This is a genomic window from Streptomyces sp. NPDC102270 (assembly GCF_044766405.1).
In the GTDB taxonomy this organism is placed as follows: Bacteria; Actinomycetota; Actinomycetes; order Streptomycetales; family Streptomycetaceae; genus Streptomyces.
On sequence record NZ_JBIWLX010000004.1, the window covers coordinates 151,404 to 174,441 of the forward strand.

A 23,038-nucleotide genomic window follows, 5' to 3' on the forward strand; every position below is an offset into this window, starting at 1 on the left:
CCTCCCTTGGCGTCGCACCGCAAGTCGCGTCCCGTCGGTACGCGCGCAGCAGGCATACGGACCCCGGCCTTCGCGACGGCCGCCCTCACCTCCGTGGCCCTGCTGTCCCAGTCGGCGAACGCCGCGCCGGCCGATGACAAGCCGAGTCTCGAAGAGGTCGAGAAGAAGGTCGACGACCTCTACCGCCAGGCCGAGTCGGCGACCGACACCTACAACGCGGCCAAGGAGAAAACGGCCAAGCAGCGCAAGCAGGTCGAGACGCTCCTGGAGGACGTCGCCCAGCGCACCCAGAAGCTCAACGAGGCACGGGAGGAACTCGGTTCCTTCGCCGCGGCCCAGTACCGCACCGGTGCCGCCGCGCCCGACACGGCGACCTTCCTGCTCGCCGACACCCCGCAGGACTACTTCGACCAGACGCAGCTGATGGGCCGCTTGACGAGCCGCCAGAAGGGCGCGGTCGACGATTACGTCTCCGAGCAGTCCGCGGCGATGAAGAAGCGCCAGGAGGCCTCCCAGAGCCTTCAGGCGCTCACCGACACGCAGAGCAACCTGAGGACCGCCAAGGCGACCGTCCAGAAGAAGCTCGCCGACGCGCGCGAGCTTTTGTCGGAACTGACCGCCCAGGAGAAGGCGCGTCTCGCGGCGATCGAGAAGCGCGAGCAGCAGGAGGCGGCCCGCAGGGCGGCGGAGCTGGCGCGGCAGCAGGAGGCGGCGGAGAAGGCCGCCCAGGAGACCGCCCAGAAGGCCACCGGCCCGCAGGTGAGCACGTCGACGGCGGCCGACTCCTCGTACGCCACCAGGGCCGCCAAGGCCCTCGCCTTCGCCCGCGCGCAGATCGGCAAGCCGTACGTCTGGGGCGCCACCGGCCCCGACTCCTACGACTGCTCAGGGCTCACCCAGGCCGCCTGGAAGGCCGCCGGCGTCGACCTCCCCCGCGTCACCTACGACCAGGTCGGTGCCGGCACCACGGTCTCCCTGGCCGACGCCCAACCCGGTGACCTGGTCTTCTTCTACGACGACATCAGCCACGTCGGTCTCTACATCGGCAACGGCATGATGATCCACGCCCCCAAGCCGGGCGCGTACGTCCGCGAGGAGTCGATCTACTACGACGGTGAGTCGGGGATCCACAGCGTGGTGCGCCCCGCCTGAGGCCGTCGGGGCGGTGCGGTCGGCTCCGCCCGTACCGCGGTCAGGTCCACAGCACCGCGATGAAGATGTTGGCCGAGGTCAGCGCGCCGACCAGGCCGAACAGGCCCTTGTCCACCTTCTCGTCGTCCCGTTTCACATAGACGAGGCCGAGGATCACGATCAGCAGGGCCAGCTTCACGCCGATCTTGATGTTGTTGACGTGCTGGTCGTCGGCCTGGTTGAGGCCGACCAGGATCATCCCGGTGACCAGCATCGTCGCGGCGCCGTGCAGCATCGCGGGGACGAACCGGGCGGCGCCCTGGCCCATCGCCTTCATCTGGGTGAGGAAGCCGCCGAGCAGCGCGGCGATGCCGATGATGTGCAGGCCGACGAAGAGATGGATGAGTACGTCCATGAGGCCGGAGCCTATGCCGGAGCCCGAGGGGCACGCGCACCGGGCCCTGTGAACGGATCTCGCATATATGCGGCCTTTAGCACTCCACGCCTGCCGTGCGCTCCGGAATCCCTACTTCGGTCAGCGCACCGCGCGAAGTCGACGGCGCCACCCCGGCATCACGGTCACCTTCGGTCACCCGGCGGTCCCCTGGCGGCAGTTCCGCACAACGCGTTACCTCCCGGACACGCTCAGGTTTAGCGTCCTCCCTCAGGTGACCGGCTCCCCACCGCCGCCCGGGCCAGGGGCGGCAGTCGGCCACCACCGCCGAGAAGGTCCGGCGGCGGCCTGCTCCCCCTGTGCGGGCCGTCGCCGGACGCGCACACCGCCCCGGGCGGGTCGTACGGCCGCTCATCCCTGGCGTTCGTACGTCCCGGAGCCCCGGGGCGGGCGATCGCAGGAAAGGACGTGCAGTCCACGTGGCAGCGCACCGCAAGCCCCGCAGCCGCTCGGCCGGCGGCCATACGGTCCGTACGGCAGCGACCATCGCCCTCGCGGGGGCGGCGACCGCGACGGGCTTCGACGGGATCGGACACGCCGAGCCGCAGCTCACACCGGCGCAGGTCAAGGCGAAGGTGGACCAGCTGTACCAGGAGGCCGAGTCGGCCACCGAGAAGTACAACGGCGCGAAGGAGAAGGCCAAGGCGGCCGAGACCCGGCTGGACAGCCTGCGGGACCAGGCGGCCCGCAGGACGGAACAGCTCAACGAGGAGCGGGACGCGCTGGGTTCGATGGCCGCGGCGCAGTACCGCGGCGGCGGCCTCGACCCCGCGATGCAGCTCGCGCTCACCGACGACCCCGACCGGTACCTGGACAGCGCCGAGTTCGCCGAACGAGCCGGCAACCGCCAGGCCACCTCCGTGGCGAACGTACGCCGGCAGCTGCGGGAGATCGAACAGCTGCGCGGGGCCGCGCACATCGAGCTGGCCTCCCTGAAGTCGCGCCAGGCGGAGCTGAAGCGCCACAAGAAGACGATCACCGGCAAACTGGGCGCGGCCCGTCGCCTGATGTCCCAGCTGTCGGCCGAGGAACGGGCGGTGCTCGGCGCCGACGGGGATCGCGCCTCACGGGCCACCACGGGTGCACGCGAGGAACTGACGTCCCCCGGCGCTGCCACTACGGCGGCCCCCAACTCCCGCGCCGCAGCGGCCGTTTCCTACGCCTACGCCAAGCTCGGCAGCCCCTATGTCTGGGGTGCCACCGGTCCGGACGCCTTCGACTGCTCGGGGCTCATCCAGGCCGCCTACCGCTCGGCGGGCATCTCCCTGCCCCGCACGACCTACGCCCAGATCGACGCGGGCAGACGCGTCGCCCGCTCCGAACTCCTCCCTGGCGACCTGGTGTTCTTCTACTCGGGCATCAGCCACGTCGGCATGTACGTCGGCAACGGGCAGATGATCCACGCTCCGAACCCGTCGGCACCGGTGCGAGTGGCGCCCATCGACCAGATGCCGTTCGCGGGCGCGACGCGGGTGGTGTGAGTGTCAGACGAGCCGCCGGGCCGTCGCCCACCGGGTCAGCTCGTGGCGGTTGGAGAGCTGGAGCTTGCGCAGGACCGCGGAGACATGGGACTCGACCGTCTTCACCGAGATGAACAGCTGCTTGGCGATCTCCTTGTAGGCGTAACCGCGCGCGATGAGCCTCAGCACCTCCCGCTCGCGCTGGGTGAGGCGGTCGAGGTCCTCGTCGACCGGCGGGGCGTCGGTGGAGGCGAAGGCGTCCAGGACGAAGCCGGCCAGGCGCGGCGAGAAGACGGCGTCGCCCTCCTGGACGCGGAAGACGGAGTTGACGAGGTCCGTGCCGGTGATCGTCTTCGTCACATAGCCGCGCGCACCGCCCCGGATCACTCCGATCACGTCCTCGGCCGCGTCCGAGACGGACAGGGCGAGGAAGCGGACGGGCTGCTCGGCGTCGGCCATCAACGGGGCGCACCGGCGCAGCACTTCGACTCCTCCGCCGCCCGGGAGATGGACGTCGAGGAGAACGACCTCGGGACGGGTCGCGGTGATGACGGTGACGGCCTGGTCGACGTCGGCGGCCTCCCCGACGACCTCGACGCCGGTCTCCTCGGTCCGGCCGATCTCGGCCTGGACGCCCGTACGGAACATGCGGTGGTCGTCGACGAGGACCACGCGCACCCGGCGCTCGGCCGCGCCCCCGGTGACCTCCGTCGTGCCATTCGCCTCGTCGCTCATGACGTCTTCTCCGCCCTCTCCATCTCCAGCTCGACCTCCGTGCCGCCGCCCGGCACCGCGCGCAGCCGGGCCGTGCCGCCATGGCGCTCCATGCGGCCGATGATCGATTCTCTGACACCCATCCGGTCGGCGGGTATCGAGTCGAGGTCGAAGCCGGGGCCGCGGTCCCGGACGGACACGAAGACCGTCCTGCCCTCGACTTCGGCGTAGACCTGTACGGCGCCACCCTCGCCACCGTACTTGGCGGCGTTGACCATCGCCTCACGCGCGGCCTGCATCTGTGCGCCGGTTCTCTCGTCGAGCGGGCAGTCGCCGACGACCACGACCTCTATGGGGACGCCGTGCTTGTCCTCGACCTCGGCCGCGTTGCGCCGCACGGCGTCGCCGAGGTCGGTGGGTTCGTCGGCCTCGTCCTTGCCGGTGCCCTCGGGTTTGTAGAGCCAGGTGCGCAGGTCGCGCTCCTGGGCGCGGGCCAGGCGGCGCACCTCGCTCGCGTTCTCCGCGTTGCGCTGGATCAGGGTCAGGGTGTGCAGCACCGAGTCGTGGACGTGGGCCGCGACCTCCGCGCGCTCCTGGGCACGGATGCGCATGAGGCGCTCCTCGGAGAGGTCCTGGGTCATGCGGACGAGATACGGCCCGGCGAGGAGCGTTATCCCGACGAGGACGGCGAGGGCCGCCTGGAGGACGGAGCCGAGGTGGGCGGTGGAGCCCTGGAGGACGAAGACCCCGGAGACGCCCGCGGTGACGAGGAGGACTCCGCCCGCGGCACGCAGCAGCGTCAGGGTGCGCCGACGGCGGCCCACCTCCATCCAGCGGGCCCGGCGGGCGTTGTCCGCCTGGCGCCAGACGAGGGCGACGCCCGCGCCGACCAGAACGGCCGGCCAGAGGTAGGCCTTGGCGCCATTGCCCACCTTGACATTGCCGACGAAGACCATGGCCACGACGACCATGAGCAGCAGGGCCACGATCTGGCCCTTGTCCGGGCGGCGGGCGACCAGTCTGCGGCGGCCGTCCGGCGAGGTCTCGGTGGTGACCAGGGACGGGGGCTTCTGGCCGCCGACCCCGCCGATGCCGAGCGGCACGAAGAACCAGAACGCGGCATACAGCAACGCGCCGAGCCCGTCTGCCATGAACAGGCCGACGAAGACGAGCCGCACCCAGATCACGGGCAGCCCGAGGTGCCCGGCGAGCCCCCGCGCCACACCACCCAGCCAGCGTCCGTCACTGCTGCGGTAGAGCTTGCGCGGCGGCCGCGGTTCGACGAGGGGCGCTGCTGCGGCTTCCGGCATGCCATCGATGGTCACACGGCCGCAGTGCGGGGGCATCAGGGTTGTCCCCCGAGACTCCCCTGATCTTCGAACGGCGCGTCTTGCGAACACCTCCCTCCCCCCTCTCAGGGCCGATATCAGGGTCCGACCAGGGTCGTTCCGACTCCCGTCCCGCCCCGGCGCCCGTCACCATGGACACATGACAGATCACCAGCACGCCGTGGGCGCCGGATCCGGCGGAGGCCCGGACCCGGGCACCGGCCCCGGCGCGGGCCCGGCCGCGGGCACCGGCCGGGCTTCGGGCGCGCACGGGCGGGCGGACACGCGGAGAGAAGGAGGCACACCGGCCCCGCCCACCGTCACCCCTCAGGACACGCCCGTCGAGGACGCGCCCCCGGCGCCCCCGCGCTTCCGGCGGGACCGACGGCACAAGCTGCTCGCCGGGGTGTGCGCCGGACTCGGGCGGCAGTACGACATGGACCCGGTGATCTTCAGGATCACGCTCGCCGTGCTGTCGGCGACCGGCGGCATAGGTCTCATCTTCTACGGCTTCGCCTGGCTCTTCGTCCCGTACGAGGACGAGGAGGAGAACGAGGTGCGCAAGCTGCTCACCGGCCGGGTGGACGGCCAGGCCCTGACCGGCGTGCTCTTCGCCCTGGTCGGCTGCGGGGTGTTCCTCACCATGCTGAGCAACACCAGCGTGCTGGCCTTCGCCGTGGTGCTCTCCCTGCTCCTCGCGGGCGCGGGGTACTGGTCGCGCAACCGCGGCACCCCGGACCCCGACCCGCTCGCCGCCCAGGCCGTCGCCGACGCCCCGCCGGAGGCCCAGGCCCCACCGGTGCCGGCCGGTTACCCGTCCTGGTGGCGCGACCCCATAGTCAAGGACGGCACCCACGTCGGTGGCACGGGCTATCTGTGGGGCCCGAGCGACTCCCGCGACCGTGACATCGCGGCGGCCGTCAACATCGGCCGGGGCGTCTCCTGGAGCCGGCGCGAGGACATCGACGCGGCCCGGATCCGCCCGCCGAAGCCCCGCGGCCCCCGTTGGATCGGCGGCTGGGTCTTCCTGCTCGCCCTGTTGGCGGGCGGCCTCGGCACCGGGGCGACCTGGCAGGACCACGCCCTGGGCACCAGCCTGCAGACCGGCCTGTCCTGCGCGCTGATCGTCCTGGGCCTGGGCATGGCGACCAGCTCCTTCCTGGGCCGCACCGGGGCGGGCTCGGTCTTCCTGGCGATCGTCACAGCGGGCCTGCTCGCCACCTCGGCCGCTCTCCCGAAGGACATCACCACGCACTGGGTCCGCACGAACTGGACACCGGCAGCGACACAGAACATCCGCGCGCAGTACGAACTCGGCACCGGAGTAGGCACCTTGGACCTGTCCCGCGTCGATTTCACCAAGGGCCGGACGGTGACGACCCAGGCCGACGTCGGAGTGGGCCGGCTGGTGGTGATCGTGCCGCCGGACGTGACGGTGAAAGCGGTCATCGACGTGGGAGTGGGCGACATCCAGTTGCCGGGCGACGACCAGGCGGACGTGGACGTGGCACCGGGCAAGCGCAAGGAGATCACCCTGAAACCGGTTTCGGACGCGAAGAACACCGCCACCCTCGACATAGACCTACGGGTGGGCATCGGCCAGGCGGAGGTGAGCCGTGCTGCGTCATGAGTTCCAGCCGGGAAAACTGATCGCCGGCCTCTTCTTGACCGTCGCGGGCATCACCTACGCCGGTGACGCGGGCGGCGCCTGGGACACCCCGTGGTTCGCGGTGATCCCCATGGTCGTCGGCGGCCTCTGCCTCGCGGGCGCAGTGGGCCTGCTGACCCGTGCCGTGCGCCACCACCACGACAACCGCCGCGACAGCCGCCGTACGACCACCGCACCGGAGGCCGACCAGACACCTCAGCCGCCCGTCACCCGCTGACCACCGACCACTGATCAGCTCCGTCGGCCGGAGCTACCGATAACCACCCGATCGCCGCCGTCGACCCTGCCAGACTGCGTCCACGGAGAACACGGAGGCCCCAGCGAGGACGAGAGGCAGCCAGGCCATCAGATAGGCGAGGTCGTTGCCGTAGTAGTAGGGGTCGGAGGCCCAACTCACGGTCAGCCACAGGCTGAGCGAGATCAGCGCACCGCCGAGTGCGGCGAGGCGGGCGAGGATGCCGAGCAGGGTGCCGATACCGACGGCGAGTTCCCCGAAGGCGATGGCGTAGCCGAAGCCGACGGGGTTCTTCAAGGACAGGTCGACCAGTGCGGGGATGGCCGAGGAGTCCCGGACGCTGCGCATCATGTCGCCGACGGAGCCCGAGCCGGAGCCCTTCATGAAGGCACTGTCGGTCAGTTTGTCCAGGCCGGCGTAGATGAATGTGACACCGAGGAAGAGCCGCAACGGCAGCAGGGCGTACTGGCCGATGCTGTCCCGCCAGGACCGTTGATCGTCGTAGTAGGGGGCGTGCGTGTCCGTACGGAAACTGTGAGTCATCGCTTCGAGCCGCCTCTCACCAGCGTGCCGAGACCCCTCACCAGACCATACGCACGAAGGGGCGGCGCCACTCAATGGATGGCGGGTTTTCCCGCGCCCCTGCCGACACGACCCCCTCAGTCGGTCACATCGATCGCATACCGATTGGTCTCCACGCCCGCCGCCGTCACCACCTGCACCTCGACCCGGCCGGGCTCCACATCGGCCGGCACCGGCACGGTCAGCACCTGGTCCGTTGGGTTGCTGAATCCCCCGGCCACCGGCACCAACGGCACATGCACGTTCACCGGGCCGATCCGCACCACCATCCGGGACAGCCGATCCGCCCCCTGTGCCCCCGGCGGCACGAATCCCGCACCCCGGATCTCGATGTCGTCCCCGGTACGGACGGGCCCGTCGAGGTCACCCGCCTCCCGCGACCGCACCACGGAAAGGATCACCGGCCGCCCGCCCTCCGCGTACTTCCCGGCGACATACGTCGCCGCGGACACCAGCACCACCACCGCCAGTCCCCACGGCAGATCCGGCAACTGGTCCGGCCGCCGGGCCAGCCGTACCGCCGCGAACAGCAGGGCGACCCCGCTGATCACGGCGTACTGGATGTCGGCGAAGGCGCCCCGTCCGGAGTCGTCCGTCAGCAGGTCGGCGGCGCGCGGCCGGTCCGCCCGCACCTTCTGCAGCCGCTGCCCGAGCACCCGCAGCCCGACCACCCGCCGCACCAGCACGGCGATCCCGCACACCACGGCCAGCACGGTGACGACCCCCGCGCCCCGGGCCAGTTCGAGCCCGGAGATCAGCCTGTCCCGCTCATGGGTGTCGGAGGCCGCGGCCAGCCGGCCCACCAGCACGAGCACCGCGTAGGCGACGAACAGCACCCACGCGACCGCGACGGCCCGCGAGGTGGACAGCCGGTTGTCCTCACCGATGACCGGCGCGAGCACCCCGCCCCGGGACCGGTGGAACCAGGACGCCGCGGTCAGCGAACCCGCGACCACCAGCGCCGCCACCAGCCCGGCCGTACGCGCCGTGGTCCACCCCGCGCCGATGGCGGTCAGAGCCTGGACGAGGAGGAGCACCACGACAGCGGCCCACACCGCGTACGCGGTTCGACGCCACAGCCGCGCGAGCCAGACGGCACCCTCCGCCCGCCCCCGCTCGGCCACGGCCTCCGCGGACTGGGTCAGTTCCTCCGAGACCCACTGCCGGGAGGCCGACGCGGAGTGCGCCACGGCCGCCGGCAGGCCCTGCCCGGCGGCGAACTCGTCGCGCTTCAGGAGGAATGCCGCCACCGCCCGCCGATGCCCGGCGCGCGCCCCGTGCGGACAGTCCCCACAGGCGCAGCCGCCCTCGTGCGCCCCCGCGGGCACACCCCCGGTCGCGCCCTGTCTCGCTTCCTGCACCGCCACGACCGACGCCTGCCTTCCCACAACGCTTGCTCTCCGGCCCCGGATGACCCCATGGCCGACCGACCGCACAACCCGCAAACCCTCGCGCCCCGCACCCCACGGAGAACCCCGGACAACTCCCCCGTGATGACAGCGAATTGTGCCCTACAGCACACCGCCCTCGCTTGGCAGGTCTGGTCAGCGCGGGTGAAGCGGGGCCCGCCGTGTTGACCCGGCTGCGAGAATTTCCCCATGGCCGAGATCATCCAGCGTGACGGGACCTGGGTCTTCGACGGCACAACGGTCAGGATCACACCGGGACTCCACCGTTCCGTGCCGCTGTTCCGGCAGACGTACGGCGAGGTCGCCGTGCCCCTGGAGGCCATCGCGGGCGTGGCGTTCGAACCGGAGCGCAAGCGCGGCCGGCTGCGGATGCGGCTGCGCGAGGGCGCGGATCCGCTGCTGCACGCGACCGGCGGCCGCCTGCCGGACCCGGCCGATCCGTACCGCCTGACCGTGGACGTCGACCGTGCCGGGGTCGCCGAGTACGTGGCCGAGGAGATCCGCCGCGCCCTCCTCCTCGACGAGATCCCGAACGAGCCGACGAAGGCATATCTGCTGTCCGGCCCGCCGGTCCCGGTCTCGGTGCGCTCCTCCGACGGCACGGTGTCCTTCGACGGCACCCAGGTCCGTATCGACTGGTCCGACACCTCCGACCGGGTGAAGCGGGCGACCGGACCGCGCATCATCGACGTGGGTGACGTCGTCCAGGTCGAGTGGCTGCCCAACTCCGGTTTCGAGGACGGTTTCCTGCGGTTCGTGACCCGCGGGACGTCGTTCTCGAAACTGCCGCCGGACAAGGACCCGTACGCCCTCGACCTGTGGGGCAGCACCCGTCGCGACCTGCTCACGGCGCTCGTCGCGACGGCGGTCACGGCCCGGTTGCCGCACCCGTCCACCCGCTGGGACCTCCCGTACGGCGACGCGGGCGCCCACCGCCACCGGCTCACCGCGGCCGCCGCCACCCCGGCCGACCACCACGACGTACTGCTGCGCAGACTGCGGGAGTTGGGTGAGCTGTACCGCGACGGGGTGCTCACGGACGAGGAGTTCGCGATGACGAAGGCCGCGGTGCTGCGGGGCTTCTAGTGCTCCGACCGCAACGGTTCACCGGGTTGGAGCGCCGACCAGCTTCACGGGCCGAGTCCATGGGGCGATCTTCGAACGCCTGCGACGCCGCCTAGCTGAAGTTGCTGCCGTCCTGCACGGACGCGGGAGCGGGCGCGGGTGCGGTCAATGCGGTAGACGGCGAGCGCGGCGCCAGGCGTTTTGCCAATGGTGCCAGAGGTCCGCGCCATTGACTCCGACGGCCAACGCCACGACGGCGATGGAGCCCAGCCCGAAGATCCAGGAGAAGGAGAACCCGGCGAGGATCGCCGTCCCCGCAAAGCTCACTCCGCCGTACAGGGCGACCAACCTCTCGGCCAGTTCTCTGTACCGGCTGTGCCCCTCGATGAGCAGCTCGCTCGCGAAGTTCAGTACGAACCAGCCGCCGATCAGGATCACTGAGAGATAGATGAGTGTCCGCAGCGGCCATGTTTTGTACAGTTCTTGCCATCGGTGGTGCGCGCTCTCCTGCCAGGCCCAGACCTTGCCCTGCAGGTCGGCGACGACCACTGTCGAGCTGTCCCGCTCGCTCCAGTGCGGCGAGATCTCGAACGCCGGCTTCGAGGCCCCGTCGAGATACACGTCCAGCATGTCCCCGCCGAACGTCTGCTTCAGCTTGACTGTTTTGGTGATGGCGGCGGTCCGCACCGGCAGGCACTGCTCGACACCACGCTCGGCGATACACGCCGACGCGACCCGTTGCTGGTGCTCGCGGTGGTGCGCCGGCCCGATGCGCCAGGCGCCCAGAGCCGCGAGGACCAACCCGAAAACGATGTTGGCGACACACCATGAACTGCTGTCTCGCCAGCGCATTCCGCAAGTAAAATAGCGAGAGGCGGAACCGTACAGGTGGCAGCGGATCCGCTGTTCCTGGCCCTCGAACCCGGGCCCCTGCAGAACCACTTGCTGCGCCGCTCCTACCGCGTCGAGCTGCTCCGCCCGGTCAACGAACCCCGTGTCCTGCAGCGCACCCGGCTCCAGGCGCACCTGTGGGAGGGGGGCCATATGCCGATCGTGGTGGTGACGTGGAGTTTGCCGTCGCGCCAGCGGATGTCGTCGATGCGCCACGCCAACGGTGAACCCCTCGTCCTCGTCGAGCGCTACGGCCCTATGCTCCTCGACCCCGACCTGCTGGCCGGCATCAAGGGCGCCGACGGCTGGGAGGCCCCGCACCCGCTCGGGCACGCCTACGGCGAACTCCTGGTCCACGAGACGGCCCGGAACATGTGGTGGTTCCCGGAGGCCGATCCGATCCCGTGCACCCAACCGCTCGGCGGTGGCCGCCACCGCGTCGTGGTCACCGGCGAGACGGCCATCGACCCCCTCACCCTGACCGACGGCCGGGCGATGGAAACCGGCACCCACGTGGTGTGGGCGAGCGCCCAACTCCTCGGCGTCGGCCGCAGGGCGAGAGTGACACGCAGCGACGACGCCACGCGCGGTGCAGGCCCCGACGTCGGCTTCGGCTCGGTAAGGGGCGGAGTCCGACCCCACCTGCACCGCCGCTAGCCGCGCACCACATCGGCCCCGCCCCTGCGCCGGACGGCCCGTAAGGTGCTCCACCACCTCCCCCGGACCTACGCCGCCGAGCGAAGAAGCCGGCACGCAGGGCCGACCCATGCAGCGGCGGCCGACCACGGCAGCCGCGGCGGTGAAGCTGAGCACGTCCCGGCCCGGCAAGAACACCGCAGCCCTGGGCGACGGACACGCACCGCCATGACGATCACAACGTCCAGCGCTGAAACCCGACGACAAGGCGGCGAGCCCGCGATGGCGAACTTCTGGCAGGTGAGGCCCTGTGTCGAGCTGGGCAGTTGTGTGTTTAGGGTGATGGTGAGTGCTTAGGCCACAGGCACACCGCGGGACGCGTCGCGAGCAAGCGTGCGCTCCTGCGGTCCCTTCGTGTCCTTATGCCCTCAGGAGGTGCCGTTGTGATCGACGAAAGCCAAGGTATGTCCGGCCCCTTGCCGGTCGGTCCCCGCACGGACGGGCCTCGTGAGGGCATACCCACCGCGTCAGCGGCTGCACTTGAGGTGCGCAACCGGCAGCTCGCGCGGGCCGCGGTCGAACCGGCACAGCGGATCCTGGTCCACCGCTACCGTCTGGCCGGTCCCGCCGCAGGGTTCGAACTGCTGAAGCAGACGTCTCAGCGCTTCAACATCAAACTGCACACGCTCGCTGATGCCGTGGCGCGCATCGCCGGCCCGGACTCCGGTGCCGTGCAGTGGTTTCCGCGCCGGGCCCGCTTCGTCGCCCCCGCGCTGCCGGATCTGGCGCTGCAAGGGGCGGGGGCCGAAAGCCACGCACTGGTCCTTCGGACGGCGCTGCGGCGGGTCCTGCACGTCACCGAAACCGATATGGGCAACGTTCAGCTCGCCGAACACGGGATGCTGCGCCTGGAGAAGCACACGGGCCTGAACCGGCATTTCACCGACTTCTTCGCCTTCGTCCAGGATTCGACCACCTTGTGCGCGCAAGCTGCCCAGCAGCGTCAGCAGATCACCGTGAAAGACGTCGAATCAGCCGACATCTTCGATGACGATTCCCGCCACGCCATCCTCCAGGCCGGCAGCCGCGCCGCCCACAGCCTCCCCCTGACCAGCCGTGGCCACGTGCTCGGCATGATCTCCTCCCACCACGAACGACCCCTGGCGGGCCTCAGCCGGACACAGCTCACCGCCTTGGAGAAGACCGGCGCCGCCGTGGGTCGGTGGCTGCACTGGCATCGCCACACCGTCGTCCTCGACGCCCTGGAACACCTCCACACCACCGCGCGCAATCACCGCTGACCGTTTCGTGTCCGGTCAGTGAGGATCCACACCCGCCCAACCCGGCGAAGATATGCGGTCAGAGCACTAGCTCAGCAGATCCGGCTCGCTGCGGCTGATGTCCTGCCACATCGGCTGGTAGTTGATCCACGCCACGAGATCCCCGCCCAGCTGCTGCCAGGTCGCCACCGCCGCCCGGTGGTCGATGAGCACGGGCCGTCCGGCGGCGCGGGCCAGCAGCTGCACCTGGCTGGACCGTTCCATCGACAGGAACCACCAGGCCGCCGCGTCCACCGAGTCCCCGACGGTCAGCAGCCCGTGATTGCGCAGCACCAGCGCCTTGCGGGACCCGAGCGCGGCGGCGATCCGGCGGCCCTCGTCGGCGTCGACGGCGACCCCGGTGTAGGCCTCGTACAGCGCGTGGTCCTCGTAGAAGGCGCAGCTCTCCTGGGTGAGCGGGTCGAGGAGCTCGCCGAGCGTGGACAGCGCCCGCCCGTGCACGGAGTGGCAGTGGGCGACGGCGACGACGTCGGGGCGGGCGGCGTGCACCTGGGAGTGCACGGTGAAAGCCGCCTGGTTGACGTGGTAGCGGCCGTCGAGCACCTGCCCGTCGGAGTTGGCGAGCACGAGGTCGCTCACGGTGACGTGCTTGAACGGCATGCCGAAGGGGTTGACCCAGAAGCAGTCGGTGAACTCCGGGTCCCGTGCGGTGATGTGCCCGGACACCCCGTCCTCGAAGCCGAGCCGGCCGAAGATCCGCAGCGCGCCGGCGAGCCGCTCCTTGCGGTACCGGCGTTCCTCCTCGACGGAGTCGTGCATCGGCGGCATCGCGAACTGCAGCTTCTCGGTGGGCAGCGGCATCGGCGGAGTGGGCCCGAGGGGCGTCCCGTGCATGTGCTCCTCCAGCACTGGGTTGCTTTACGTGGCGGAAGTTACCGTCGGTCAGCGCAAGAGAACAGGGGTGATTCGTAAAGATGGCGTGCCCGGCGGATACCAGACAGAGGATGTCGGGTATCGAAGGAACACTGTCCGGTATGAACTGGGCTGCCTTCTCCGCCGCGGAACCCGACCTCGCCAGGACCGTCGAGGACCGGTTCGCCGCCTTCACCCACCACGTCCTCGCCACGCTCCGCAAGGACGGCTCCCCGCGTACGACGGGCCTGGAGGTCCGCTTCCTCGGCGGCGAGCTCTGGCTCGGCATGATGCCGGACTCGCTGAAGGCGCGGGACCTGCTCCGCGACCCCCGCTTCTGTCTCCAGGCGAACCCCGGCGAGGGCCAGAGCATGGGCGGCGGTGACGTAAGGATCAGCGGTCACGCGAGAGAGGTCACCGATCCCGGGACCAAGGCCGCATACGGCGAAGAGGTGAAACCGCCGGAGCCGTTCCACCTCTTCCGCACCGAGCTGACCGAGGTCGTGCGGACCTCCGTCGAGGACGAGAAGTACCTGGTCCTCCAGGTCTGGAAGCCCGGTCACCCCCTGCGCACGATCAAGCGGACCTGACCTTCAGGAGCGGGAGCCCTACTCCCACTCGATCGTCCCCGGCGGCTTCGACGTCACGTCGAGCACCACACGGTTGACGTCGGCCACCTCGTTGGTGATCCGCGTCGAGATCTTCGCGAGGACGTCGTACGGCAGCCTCGACCAGTCGGCGGTCATGGCGTCCTCGGAGGAGACCGGGCGCAGGACGATCGGGTGGCCGTAGGTCCGCCCGTCGCCCTGGACGCCGACCGAGCGGACGTCGGCGAGCAGGACCACCGGGCACTGCCAGATGTCGCGGTCGAGGCCGGCCGCGGTCAGCTCCTCGCGGGCGATGGCGTCGGCGTCGCGGAGGAGGTCGAGACGCTCCTTCGTCACCTCGCCGACGATGCGGATGCCGAGTCCCGGGCCCGGGAACGGCTGGCGCTGGACGATCTCGTCCGGGAGTCCGAGCTCCTGGCCGACCATGCGCACCTCGTCCTTGAACAGCTTGCGCAGCGGCTCGATGAGCTGGAACTCGAGGTCCTCGGGGAGGCCGCCCACGTTGTGGTGGGACTTGATGTTGGCGGTGCCGGTGCCGCCACCGGACTCGACCACGTCCGGGTAGAGCGTGCCCTGGACGAGGAACTCCACCGCCGGACCCTCGTCCGCGATGATCTCCGCCTGGGCCTGCTCGAAGACCCGGATGAACTCCCGGCCGATGATCTTCCGCTTCTCCTCCGGGTCGGAGACACCCTGCAGAGCGGTCAGGAAGCGCTCCTCCGCGTCGACGACGACCAGCTTCACGCCGGTCGCGGCCACGAAGTCCTTCTCGACCTGCTCGGTCTCGCCCTTGCGCATCAGACCGTGGTCGACGTACACGCAGGTCAGCTGGTCGCCGATGGCGCGCGCGACGAGCGCTGCCGCCACCGCGGAGTCCACGCCGCCGGACAGGCCGCAGATCGCGCGCCTGTCGCCGACCTGCTCGCGGATCGCGGCGACCTGCTCCTCGATCACGTTGCCGGTGGTCCAGTCCGGCTTCAGACCGGCACCCCGGTACAGGAAGTGCTCCAGGACCTGCTGGCCGTGCGTGGAGTGCATGACCTCGGGGTGGTACTGGACGCCGTAGAGCTTCTTCTCGTCGTTCTCGAAGGCGGCGACCGGGACGACGTCCGTGGACGCGGTCACACTGAAGCCCTCGGGGGCGGCGGAGCAGGCGTCGCCGTGGGACATCCACACCGACTGCTCGTCCGGGGTGCCCTCGAAGAGGGTCGAGCCGGACTTCGAGACGTGCAGCGGGGTGCGGCCGTACTCGCGGGCGCCGGTGTTGTCGACGGTGCCGCCGAGGGTGGTGGCCATCAGCTGGAAGCCGTAGCACATGCCGAAGAGCGGGACGCCGGACTCGAACAGCTCGCGGTCCAGGCGCGGGGCGCCCTCCGCGTACACCGACGAGGGGCCGCCGGAGAGGATGATCGCCGCCGGGTTCTTGGCGAGCATCTCCGCGACCGGCATGGTGCTCGGCACGATCTCGCTGTAGACCCGGGCCTCGCGGACACGACGGGCGATGAGCTGGGCGTACTGCGCACCGAAGTCGACGACCAGGACGGTGTCGGGGGCGGCGGCGGGGTTCGCTGATGACACGGGTTGCCTTCCGGCGGTGAGCGAGGTGTGTGTGGTACCGAGTCTACCGGGAGTCGTGGAGCCGATTCGGGGCCGAGCTCCGTCTCAGGATGCGAACCCGGTTGGACCCTCCCGTCCGGCCCGGCATACTGCTGCCATGCTCACGCAGACGACCTTCCTGTTCACCTATGGCACCCGGCCCGCCGGCTGCCATGGTCGTGCTGCTTGAGCAACTGACAAGCGACTTCCCAGGCGCCCCGGGCCGACAAGGTCCGGGGCGCCTGGTGTTTTCCGGACCTTGCCGCTCGGGGGCACCCACCCCACCCAGGAGCCCCACGTGACCACCACACCGGAAGCGACCATCGCGGACGCCCGAGAGCGCATCGACGCGCTCGACGACCGGATCATCGGTCTGATCCAGGAACGGATGGCCGTCTCGTCCGTCGTCCAGCAGACCCGTGTCGCCTCCGGCGGCCGACGGGTCCACCTCGCCCGCGAGATGGAGATCCTCGGCCGCTACCGCGACGCCCTCGGCAGGCCCGGCACCTCCCTCGCCATGACGCTGCTCGAACTGTGCCGCGGTCGCATCTGAGTTCGGGCCCCGCCTCACCCGTACGGCGCGTGACCGCGGCGCGCACCGCCTCGTTGGTGGTGGTGTCCGTGCCAGCCAGGGGCGGGCCCGAGAGAACCACGCGTGGCTCGCTGGAGCGATGAGGCACACGGATCACGCCGTGCGCCGTGGGACCTCGCTCCAGGAAGTGACCGGACGGCAGGGGACAGCAGCCCGGTCACCCAAGAGAACGGCCGGCTCCGGGGACGCCCGGGGTCGGCCGGCGGGACAAGTACCGGCACAAGGCTGGGTCAAACGGTTGCGGAGGCCGCGTCCATCCAGCACGATGCCTACAAAGCCCCCAAGTCCCGCCGTAGACAACCACATCCGTATTGCGTTGCCGTACTGCCAGAGGTCCAGACCATCCGCGCGCCCCCTGCGCGCCGGGGCGCCGACCCAGGGCAGCCAAGGCAAGCGGCGCAACCCCCCGGCGCCGCTCCCAGGCACCGGCGCAGCCCTGACGTCGGTGCTGACGAAAGAAGGGCCCCGCGGCTCCGTCCCGCGGGGCCCTTCGCCTGCCTGGACTCAGGCGCTCGCGTCCTCGGGCACGTGGACTCAGACCCGGGACACCGTGCCGCAGTCCTTGGCCCGGCCGATGTCCTCGCTGCGGTCGTACGGGTCCCTGGTCTCCCCCGAGGGCTCCGGTTCCGTGGGCTGGGACGACGGGAAGTTCGGGTGCAGGAAGCCGTCGTAGACATCGCAGGAGGTGTTGCCGGCGCTCTCGTCGTGGCGCAGGACGGTGAGCCTGCCCGGTGTGACCCGGTACTTGGCCGGGTCGGGAAGCTCGACGTCGAGGACGCGGCGGACGATGGTGCGGGTGACCTCGGTGGTGCCGTCGGTGCGGACGACCGGGTAGACGAAGGTGTAGTCGGCGTGGACGGCCACGGAGGCGTGCTCGCCCGCCTTGACCGTGATCCGGCCACGGAGCTTGACCACGTCACCGGCGAGCCTGACCTCAGCGGGATCGAAACGGCTGAACATCGACAGCGGGTCGTGGTCCTTGTCCGGCGTGCGCAGGCCGGTCTCGAGCCGGTCGAGGACGTCGCCCTGCCGCGGGTCCAGCAGGGCGAGCGCCGCGGCGGGCCGTTCGCCGCGCAGCGTGGCCGGGGAGAGGTTGGACTCGACCAGGAGCTTTCTGGTCAGCTTCAGGGCCTGGCCGACCTTCGCCGCGGACCGGCCGCCCACGGCCTTCGCCTCCGGTACGACGATCCCGCCCTCGCCGTCGGCCCACTGCTTGGCCGGGGAGCCGGCGAAGGGGTCGTCGAGGGTGGGGGTCTCGGCGTCCACGGCGCCCGGGGCCGTGGTCGGGGCCGCCGTCTCCATGGGCAGCGGGGAGGACGCGGCCTCGGAGGTCCCGGCGCCGAAGGGATCGCCCGGCACCAGGGACGGCTTCACCGCCACGACGGCCACCACGACCGCGACGGCGACACCGAGAACGCCCCACAGACCCCGTCGGCTCTTCCTCTGCTGCCGGACCGGCCCGGTGCGCCAGCCCTCCGGCAGTTCACCGCGCGCTTCCTGTCGCCGCAGCCGCTCCGTCACCTCACGGGCCCGTGCGGACGGCTCCTTGGGGGCGGAGTCTCGGATGTCCCGCTCGGTATCACGGGCGAACTGTTCCCAGACGTCGTCCGGGATCTTGGGGTCTTCAGACACGTCGGTCAGTTCTGAGGCCTGGGAAAGCCCTTTCACAAGGCGAACCTGCATGTGACTCAGCCCACATAAGGTTTCTGTGAACGCCCGCACAACCATTCACAGTTGTCGCGAATCAAACGTCACGAATCACGGGCCCCACCCGCGCCCCACACGCGGAGGCCTCTCCTTGACGCGTGCCGCGGACAATGCGGCACACCTGACATCCGAGGTCTTCATGAAGCTTCGTCGTGCACTGGCCGCCGCGGCCGCGACCGCCGCGATAGCGCCGCTGGCGCTGTTCGCCGCGCCGAGCGCGTTCGCTGACGAGTCCCCCACGCCGACCGCCGCCGAGAGCACGCCCGCCGGCGAGACCACCCCGGCGGCCCCCGAAAGCACCCCGGCCGCCCCGGAGTCGACCCCGGCCGCCCCCGAGACCACGCCTGCCACGGGTGAGAGCTCCCCCGCCGCCGGCCAGTCCAGCCCGGCCCCCTCCACCAGCGCCTCGGTGAGCCCGTCCGGCTCCGCCAGCGCCAGCCCCTCGCCGAGCGAGAGCGGCAAGCCCGTCGACGAGTGCGCGGTCGAGGAGGACGACGGCCCGATCTTCAACAACAGCGACGCCCTGCACAGCTCCCTGACCGGCCTGCCCGAGAGCATCGTGGCGGGCAGCGGCTGGACGAACTTCAAGTTCAACGTCAGCAACACCGGCGACGACACGATCAAGGACATTCAGCCCATCGTCGGTGTCGGGGCGGTCGACTGGGACTTCGAGGAGGACTACAGCGACCTGCTCACCCTGCAGGTGAAGCAGGGCGGCGCCTGGGTCGACGTGACCACGGAGTTCGGTGAGGGCGGCGCGTTCAACGCCTTCTCCCTCGACGGCGGCGACTCCCTCAGCTACCAGCTGCGGGTGAAGGTCGACCGTCAGGTCCCGAGCGCCATCGGCATCGCCATCGGTCTCGCGCAGTACTCGGACGACAAGGGCTGCTGGGTCTCCTCCGACGAGAACGCCGGCATCTACTACTTCGAGGTCCTGCCGGCCGGCTCCGACGCGGGCAAGCCGAACGACTCCAAGCCGCAGACCGGCGGCAAGAACGTCATCTCCGACGTCAACACCGTCGACGCCGACGGTCAGCTCGCCGAGACCGGTTCGAGCTCGGCCCTGCCGGTCCTCGGCCTCGTCGGCGGCTTCGCCGTCGTCGCCGGTACCGGTGTGGTCTTCGCGGTGAAGCGGCGCAAGGGCGCGGCCGGCGCCCACGCCTGAGTCGTAGCGCGGTAGGCGCGACTCGGCGCAGGACAGGAGAAGGACCCGCACTCGGAGGGGGGTGCGGGTCCTTCTCTTCTGTCTTTCTTGTGTCTTTCTTGGCGCTACGACTTCTTCGGCACCGCCGGCATTCCCAGGAACGGCAGCTTCAGCGCGCCGAAGGCCTCCGCCGGGACCGCCGGCGACTTGGGCTCGACGGCGTCGAGACGGACGTAGGCCTCGCCCTGCGCCGGACGCGGGTCCTGCTCGCCCTTGTTGGGCCAGTACGACATCGCCCGCTCGGCCTGCGCGGTGATGGTCAGCGAGGGGTTCACACCGAGGTTGGCGGAGACCGCGGCGCCGTCCACGACCGAGATCCCGGGGTGGCCGTAGAGCCGGTGGTACGGGTCGATGACGCCGGTCTCGCGGGAGGAGCCGATGGGGCAGCCGCCGAGGAAGTGGGCGGTGAGCGGGGCGCCCATCAGCTCGCCGACGTTGGAGCCGGCGAAGCCGTTGATGTCGGCGGCGATCGCGGAAGCGGCCTCGGAAGCGGCCCTGATCTGCTTGGGGTTGGGCGAGCCGTGGCCCTGGCGGGCGGTGAGCAGGCCCCTGCCGACGCCGTCCGGTTTCAGGTACGTCGTCAGGGAGTTGTCCAGTGACTGCATGACCAGGCCGATGATGGTCTTCTCCGACCAGCGGCGGTTGGAGAGGGAGCGCAGCACGAGAAGCGGGTGCTTCGCGGCGTTGGCCAGCCAGGCCATGACCCTCGACGAACCCTCGGCGTAGGGCACCTGGAGGATCGAGAGGCTGCCCATCGAGTTGGAACCCCTGCCGTAGCGGACCGGCTCGATGTGGGTGTTCTCGTCCGGGTGGATCGACGAGGTGATGGCGACGCCCCGGGTGAAGTCGGCCTTCGGCGCGCCGGTCGCCCTGCGGTAGCGGCGGTCGTCGGTCTGGGCGCCGACCAGGGCCTCGGAGTTGGTGCGGGTGAGCTCGCCCAACCGGTCCGAGAGGTACGGAAGTTGACCGCCCGCCTTCATGCGGTGCAGCAGGGTCTGGGTGCCGTAGGTGCCGGCGGCGATGACGACCTTGCGGGCCTTGAAGGTGCGGCCCTTCGCCTTGCGACGGTCGTCGGTGGGGAGGGTCGCGATCGCGTAGCCGCCCTGGGAGTCGTCCGTGACCGACACGACGGTGGTGAGCGGGTGGACGACCGCGCCCGCCTTCTCGGCGAGGTAGAGGTAGTTCTCGTTCAGGGTGTTCTTGGCGCCGTGCCGGCAGCCGGTCATGCACTCGCCGCACTCGATGCAGGCCTTGCGGGAGGGGCCCGCGCCGCCGAAGTAGGGGTCGTCGACCTGCTCGCCGGGGGCTGCTTTCCACTTGCCCTCCGCGTCCTCGCCGTCGCCGAAGAAGACACCGACCGGGGCCATGTGGAAGGTGTCGCCGACGCCCATCCGTTCGGCGGCCGCCTTGAGGTGGACGTCGGAGGGGGTCATCTTCGGGTTGAGCCGTACGCCGAGCATGCGGCGGGCCTGGTCGTAGTACGGCTTCAACTCCTCCTGCCAGTCGGTGATGTCACGCCACTGCGGGTCCTCGAAGAAGGGTGTCGGCGGGACATAGAGGGTGTTGGCGTAGTTGAGGGAGCCGCCGCCGACGCCCGCCCCCGCGAGGACCATGACGTTGCCCAGGAGGTGGATGCGCTGGATGCCGAACATGCCGAGCTTCGGCGCCCAGAGGTAGTTCTTCAGGTCCCAGGAGTTCCTGGGGAGCGTCTCGCGGGTGAAGCGGCGGCCGGCTTCCAGGACACCTACGCGGTAGCCCTTCTCGGTGAGGCGAAGGGCGGTGACGCTGCCGCCGAAGCCGGAGCCGACGACGATGACGTCGTAGTCGTAGGTGTCCTGTGGCACGTGCTCTCCTCGTTGAGAACGTCGTTGAGAACCGGTGTTCCTACTTGAAGCGGAAGGCCTTCATCACCTTCAGGCTCCGGCTCATGAACTGCGCGTACTTCTCGTCGTCCATGCCCAGCGAGGGCGCCATCGGCAGCAGCCGCTGCTGGGCGATCGTCTGGGCCTCGGTGTACTTGAGGATGCCCTCGGAGCCGTGCCGGCGCCCGAGGCCCGAGTCCTTCATGCCGCCCATCGGGGACTGGACGCTGCCGTAGGCGGAGGCGTATCCCTCGTTGACGTTGACGGTCCCGGCCCGCACCCGGGAGGCGATCTCGCGGCCGCGCCTGCCGTCCTTCGTCCACACCGACGAGTTCAGGCCGTACGGCGTGGAGTTGGCGAGCTCCACCGCCTCGTCCTCGGTCGTGAAGCGGTAGATCGAGACGACCGGGCCGAAGGTCTCCTCGGTGCAGACCGCCATGGGCTCGGTGACGCCGTCGAGGATGGTCGGCTCGAAGAAGTACGGGCCGACGTCCGGGCGGGCGACACCGCCGGCGACGACCTTCGCGCCCTTGGACACCGCCTCCTCGACATGCCGGGTGACGGTCTCCAGCTGCCGCTCCCCGACCAGGGATCCCATATCGGCGCCGTAGGCGAGGGACGTGCCGAGCCGCATGGCCTTCGTACGGGCGGCGAAGCGCTCCAGGAAGGCGTCCGCGATCGACTCGTGGACGTACAACCGCTCGATGGAGATGCAGAGTTGGCCGGCCGAGGAGAAGCAGGCGCGGACGGCCCCGGCGGCGGCCTTGTCGATGTCGGCGTCCTCCAGGACCAGCATGGCGTTCTTGCCGCCGAGTTCGAGGGAGACGCCGACCAGTCGGGCGGCGGCACCCTGGGCGACCTCGCGGCCCGTGCGGGTGGAGCCGGTGAAGGAGACGTAGTCGGCGTGCCGGACGACCTCGGGGCCGACGACGGGACCCTCGCCGAGGACGACCTGGAACACCTCGGCGGGAAGGCCCGCCTCGACGAGCAGGTCGCGGGCCCACAGGGCGGTCAGGCAGGTCTCGGTGTCCGGCTTCATGACGACGGCGTTGCCCGCGACGAAGGCGGGGAGCGCGTCGCCCACCGACAGCTCCAGCGGATAGTTCCAGGGGGCGATCTGGCCGACGACCCCGCGCGGGTGGCGCAGCTCGGTGACCTTGGTGAGGGTGGGCACGGCACCGGTGTGCCGCTTCGGCTTGAGATAGGCGGGCGCTTTACGGCCGTAGTGCCGGGCTGCCACGGCGACCGCCTGCACCTCCTCGTGGGCGTGCAGCCGGGCCTTGCCGGTCTCCAGCTGGATGAGGTCGAGGACCTCCGCCTGGCGTTCGAGGACGAGGTCGTGGAAGCGGAGCAGGACGGCCGCGCGCTGCCGTACGGGGGTCTGCTCCCACACCGCCTGCGCCCGGCGGGCCGACTCGAAGGCCCTCTCCACGTCCTCGGGGGTGGATTCGGGCAGGTCCGCCAGCTTCTCGCCGGTGAACGGCGTGTGGTTGGCGGTGCGGCCGGACCCGGTCACCCCCTTGGTGAGCTGGGCGACCAGCTCCGGGGTGACCACGTCGGCCGCGGTGCGGGCGCCCTGCGGCGCGGGGGCGAGGGGGTTCGTGCCGGTCTTGGCCGGGGCCTGCGCGTCCGTCATGAGCCGCAGGGTATTCGGGAGCGGGGGCTTTGGGTACCCGTCGGTAACGGGCGTTCCCGACGACACC

The 23,038-nt window shown here is 70.6% G+C and carries 21 protein-coding genes; 10 read left to right on the forward strand and 11 right to left on the reverse strand.

Annotation, left to right across the window (positions count from 1 at the left end):
- Window positions 1-6 precede the first annotated feature (6 nt).
- Window positions 7-1,152, forward strand: a complete 1,146-nt coding sequence (locus tag ACIRP7_RS08470) for an NlpC/P60 family protein (protein WP_403655381.1) — start codon at window positions 7-9, stop codon at window positions 1,150-1,152.
- A 40-nt stretch (window positions 1,153-1,192) separates the two neighbouring features.
- Here the strand turns inward: ACIRP7_RS08470 and ACIRP7_RS08475 are convergent, their stop codons facing one another.
- On the reverse strand, window positions 1,193-1,546 hold the full coding sequence (locus tag ACIRP7_RS08475; RefSeq protein WP_403655383.1) for a hypothetical protein: 354 nt from the start codon (window positions 1,544-1,546) through the stop codon (window positions 1,193-1,195).
- Window positions 1,547-2,004: 458 nt separating this feature from the next.
- Here ACIRP7_RS08475 and ACIRP7_RS08480 point away from each other — a divergent pair, with 458 nt between their 5' ends.
- Window positions 2,005-3,066, forward strand: coding sequence for an NlpC/P60 family protein (locus ACIRP7_RS08480; protein ID WP_403655385.1), 1,062 nt, complete (start codon window positions 2,005-2,007; stop codon window positions 3,064-3,066).
- A gap of 3 nt (window positions 3,067-3,069) precedes the next feature.
- Here the strand turns inward: ACIRP7_RS08480 and ACIRP7_RS08485 are convergent, their stop codons facing one another.
- Window positions 3,070-3,780 (reverse strand): response regulator transcription factor, encoded by a 711-nt coding sequence (locus ACIRP7_RS08485; protein ID WP_352389156.1) that lies wholly within the window; start codon window positions 3,778-3,780, stop codon window positions 3,070-3,072.
- The gene (locus tag ACIRP7_RS08490; protein ID WP_403655388.1) at window positions 3,777-5,105 is read right to left on the reverse strand and encodes a PspC domain-containing protein; all 1,329 of its coding nucleotides are present in this window, start codon (window positions 5,103-5,105) and stop codon (window positions 3,777-3,779) included. The genes ACIRP7_RS08485 and ACIRP7_RS08490 overlap by 4 nt, the downstream gene beginning before the upstream one ends.
- 142 nt (window positions 5,106-5,247) lie before the next feature.
- On the opposite strand from ACIRP7_RS08490, the gene ACIRP7_RS08495 reads away from it, so the two are divergent.
- Entirely contained in the window at window positions 5,248-6,717 is a 1,470-nt protein-coding gene (locus ACIRP7_RS08495) for a PspC domain-containing protein (protein ID WP_403655390.1), read from the forward strand.
- Window positions 6,704-6,973, forward strand: coding sequence for a hypothetical protein (locus ACIRP7_RS08500; RefSeq protein WP_403655392.1), 270 nt, complete (start codon window positions 6,704-6,706; stop codon window positions 6,971-6,973). The genes ACIRP7_RS08495 and ACIRP7_RS08500 overlap by 14 nt, the downstream gene beginning before the upstream one ends.
- Before the next feature lie 33 nt (window positions 6,974-7,006).
- Here the strand turns inward: ACIRP7_RS08500 and ACIRP7_RS08505 are convergent, their stop codons facing one another.
- Together ACIRP7_RS08505 and ACIRP7_RS08510 are read right to left on the reverse strand one after the other, a co-directional pair.
- Window positions 7,007-7,534, reverse strand: a complete 528-nt coding sequence (locus tag ACIRP7_RS08505; RefSeq protein ID WP_403655394.1) for a DoxX family protein — start codon at window positions 7,532-7,534, stop codon at window positions 7,007-7,009.
- A 116-nt stretch (window positions 7,535-7,650) separates the two neighbouring features.
- Window positions 7,651-8,940: a hypothetical protein gene (locus ACIRP7_RS08510; protein WP_403655396.1), complete on the reverse strand. Its 1,290-nt coding sequence runs from the start codon at window positions 8,938-8,940 to the stop codon at window positions 7,651-7,653.
- Between the two features lie 231 nt (window positions 8,941-9,171).
- On the opposite strand from ACIRP7_RS08510, the gene ACIRP7_RS08515 reads away from it, so the two are divergent.
- A complete protein-coding gene (locus tag ACIRP7_RS08515) occupies window positions 9,172-10,068 on the forward strand; it encodes a DUF4429 domain-containing protein (protein ID WP_403655398.1) in 897 nt (298 codons plus the stop codon).
- Between the two features lie 144 nt (window positions 10,069-10,212).
- Here the strand turns inward: ACIRP7_RS08515 and ACIRP7_RS08520 are convergent, their stop codons facing one another.
- Entirely contained in the window at window positions 10,213-10,899 is a 687-nt protein-coding gene (locus tag ACIRP7_RS08520; RefSeq protein WP_403655400.1) for a hypothetical protein, read from the reverse strand.
- Between the two features lie 36 nt (window positions 10,900-10,935).
- On the opposite strand from ACIRP7_RS08520, the gene ACIRP7_RS08525 reads away from it, so the two are divergent.
- Window positions 10,936-11,595 carry a hypothetical protein gene (locus ACIRP7_RS08525; RefSeq protein WP_403655402.1) on the forward strand — a complete coding sequence of 220 codons (660 nt, stop codon included), beginning with the start codon at window positions 10,936-10,938 and terminating at the stop codon, window positions 11,593-11,595.
- A 422-nt stretch (window positions 11,596-12,017) separates the two neighbouring features.
- Window positions 12,018-12,875, forward strand: coding sequence for an ANTAR domain-containing protein (locus ACIRP7_RS08530; RefSeq protein ID WP_403655404.1), 858 nt, complete (start codon window positions 12,018-12,020; stop codon window positions 12,873-12,875).
- 66 nt (window positions 12,876-12,941) lie between these two features.
- Here the strand turns inward: ACIRP7_RS08530 and ACIRP7_RS08535 are convergent, their stop codons facing one another.
- The gene (locus tag ACIRP7_RS08535; protein WP_403655406.1) at window positions 12,942-13,748 is read right to left on the reverse strand and encodes a class II aldolase/adducin family protein; all 807 of its coding nucleotides are present in this window, start codon (window positions 13,746-13,748) and stop codon (window positions 12,942-12,944) included.
- 140 nt (window positions 13,749-13,888) lie between these two features.
- On the opposite strand from ACIRP7_RS08535, the gene ACIRP7_RS08540 reads away from it, so the two are divergent.
- A complete protein-coding gene (locus tag ACIRP7_RS08540; RefSeq protein ID WP_403655408.1) occupies window positions 13,889-14,356 on the forward strand; it encodes a pyridoxamine 5'-phosphate oxidase family protein in 468 nt (155 codons plus the stop codon).
- A gap of 18 nt (window positions 14,357-14,374) precedes the next feature.
- Here the strand turns inward: ACIRP7_RS08540 and guaA are convergent, their stop codons facing one another.
- Window positions 14,375-15,952 (reverse strand): glutamine-hydrolyzing GMP synthase, encoded by a 1,578-nt coding sequence (guaA, locus tag ACIRP7_RS08545; RefSeq protein WP_403655410.1) that lies wholly within the window; start codon window positions 15,950-15,952, stop codon window positions 14,375-14,377.
- Between the two features lie 316 nt (window positions 15,953-16,268).
- Here guaA and ACIRP7_RS08550 point away from each other — a divergent pair, with 316 nt between their 5' ends.
- The gene (locus ACIRP7_RS08550; RefSeq protein ID WP_403655412.1) at window positions 16,269-16,523 is read left to right on the forward strand and encodes a chorismate mutase; all 255 of its coding nucleotides are present in this window, start codon (window positions 16,269-16,271) and stop codon (window positions 16,521-16,523) included.
- 573 nt (window positions 16,524-17,096) lie between these two features.
- Here the strand turns inward: ACIRP7_RS08550 and ACIRP7_RS08555 are convergent.
- Window positions 17,097-18,194: a hypothetical protein gene (locus tag ACIRP7_RS08555; protein ID WP_403655414.1), complete on the reverse strand. Its 1,098-nt coding sequence runs from the start codon at window positions 18,192-18,194 to the stop codon at window positions 17,097-17,099.
- Between the two features lie 214 nt (window positions 18,195-18,408).
- Between ACIRP7_RS08555 and ACIRP7_RS08560 the strand changes: the two genes are divergently transcribed.
- On the forward strand, window positions 18,409-19,434 hold the full coding sequence (locus ACIRP7_RS08560) for an LPXTG cell wall anchor domain-containing protein (RefSeq protein ID WP_403655416.1): 1,026 nt from the start codon (window positions 18,409-18,411) through the stop codon (window positions 19,432-19,434).
- A gap of 104 nt (window positions 19,435-19,538) precedes the next feature.
- On the opposite strand, the gene ACIRP7_RS08565 is transcribed toward ACIRP7_RS08560, so the two are convergent.
- Together ACIRP7_RS08565 and ACIRP7_RS08570 are read right to left on the reverse strand one after the other, a co-directional pair.
- Window positions 19,539-21,317: a GMC family oxidoreductase N-terminal domain-containing protein gene (locus ACIRP7_RS08565; protein WP_403655418.1), complete on the reverse strand. Its 1,779-nt coding sequence runs from the start codon at window positions 21,315-21,317 to the stop codon at window positions 19,539-19,541.
- A gap of 40 nt (window positions 21,318-21,357) precedes the next feature.
- Complete coding sequence (locus ACIRP7_RS08570) at window positions 21,358-22,971, reverse strand: succinic semialdehyde dehydrogenase (protein ID WP_403655420.1); 1,614 nt, start codon at window positions 22,969-22,971, stop codon at window positions 21,358-21,360.
- Window positions 22,972-23,038: the final 67 nt, after the last annotated feature.

What these genes read in the sequence shown, in the direction of transcription:
- ACIRP7_RS08475 (WP_403655383.1), bottom strand. Translation starts at nt 1,546, where the DNA reads ATGGACGTACTCATCCATCTCTTCGTCGGCCTGCACATCATCGGCATC.
- ACIRP7_RS08485 (WP_352389156.1), bottom strand. Translation starts at nt 3,780, where the DNA reads ATGAGCGACGAGGCGAATGGCACGACGGAGGTCACCGGGGGCGCGGCC.
- ACIRP7_RS08490 (WP_403655388.1), bottom strand. Translation starts at nt 5,105, where the DNA reads ATGCCCCCGCACTGCGGCCGTGTGACCATCGATGGCATGCCGGAAGCC.
- ACIRP7_RS08495 (WP_403655390.1), top strand. Translation starts at nt 5,248, where the DNA reads ATGACAGATCACCAGCACGCCGTGGGCGCCGGATCCGGCGGAGGCCCG.
- ACIRP7_RS08505 (WP_403655394.1), bottom strand. Translation starts at nt 7,534, where the DNA reads ATGACTCACAGTTTCCGTACGGACACGCACGCCCCCTACTACGACGAT.
- ACIRP7_RS08515 (WP_403655398.1), top strand. Translation starts at nt 9,172, where the DNA reads ATGGCCGAGATCATCCAGCGTGACGGGACCTGGGTCTTCGACGGCACA.
- ACIRP7_RS08520 (WP_403655400.1), bottom strand. Translation starts at nt 10,899, where the DNA reads ATGCGCTGGCGAGACAGCAGTTCATGGTGTGTCGCCAACATCGTTTTC.
- ACIRP7_RS08535 (WP_403655406.1), bottom strand. Translation starts at nt 13,748, where the DNA reads ATGCACGGGACGCCCCTCGGGCCCACTCCGCCGATGCCGCTGCCCACC.
- ACIRP7_RS08540 (WP_403655408.1), top strand. Translation starts at nt 13,889, where the DNA reads ATGAACTGGGCTGCCTTCTCCGCCGCGGAACCCGACCTCGCCAGGACC.
- ACIRP7_RS08560 (WP_403655416.1), top strand. Translation starts at nt 18,409, where the DNA reads ATGAAGCTTCGTCGTGCACTGGCCGCCGCGGCCGCGACCGCCGCGATA.
- ACIRP7_RS08570 (WP_403655420.1), bottom strand. Translation starts at nt 22,971, where the DNA reads ATGACGGACGCGCAGGCCCCGGCCAAGACCGGCACGAACCCCCTCGCC.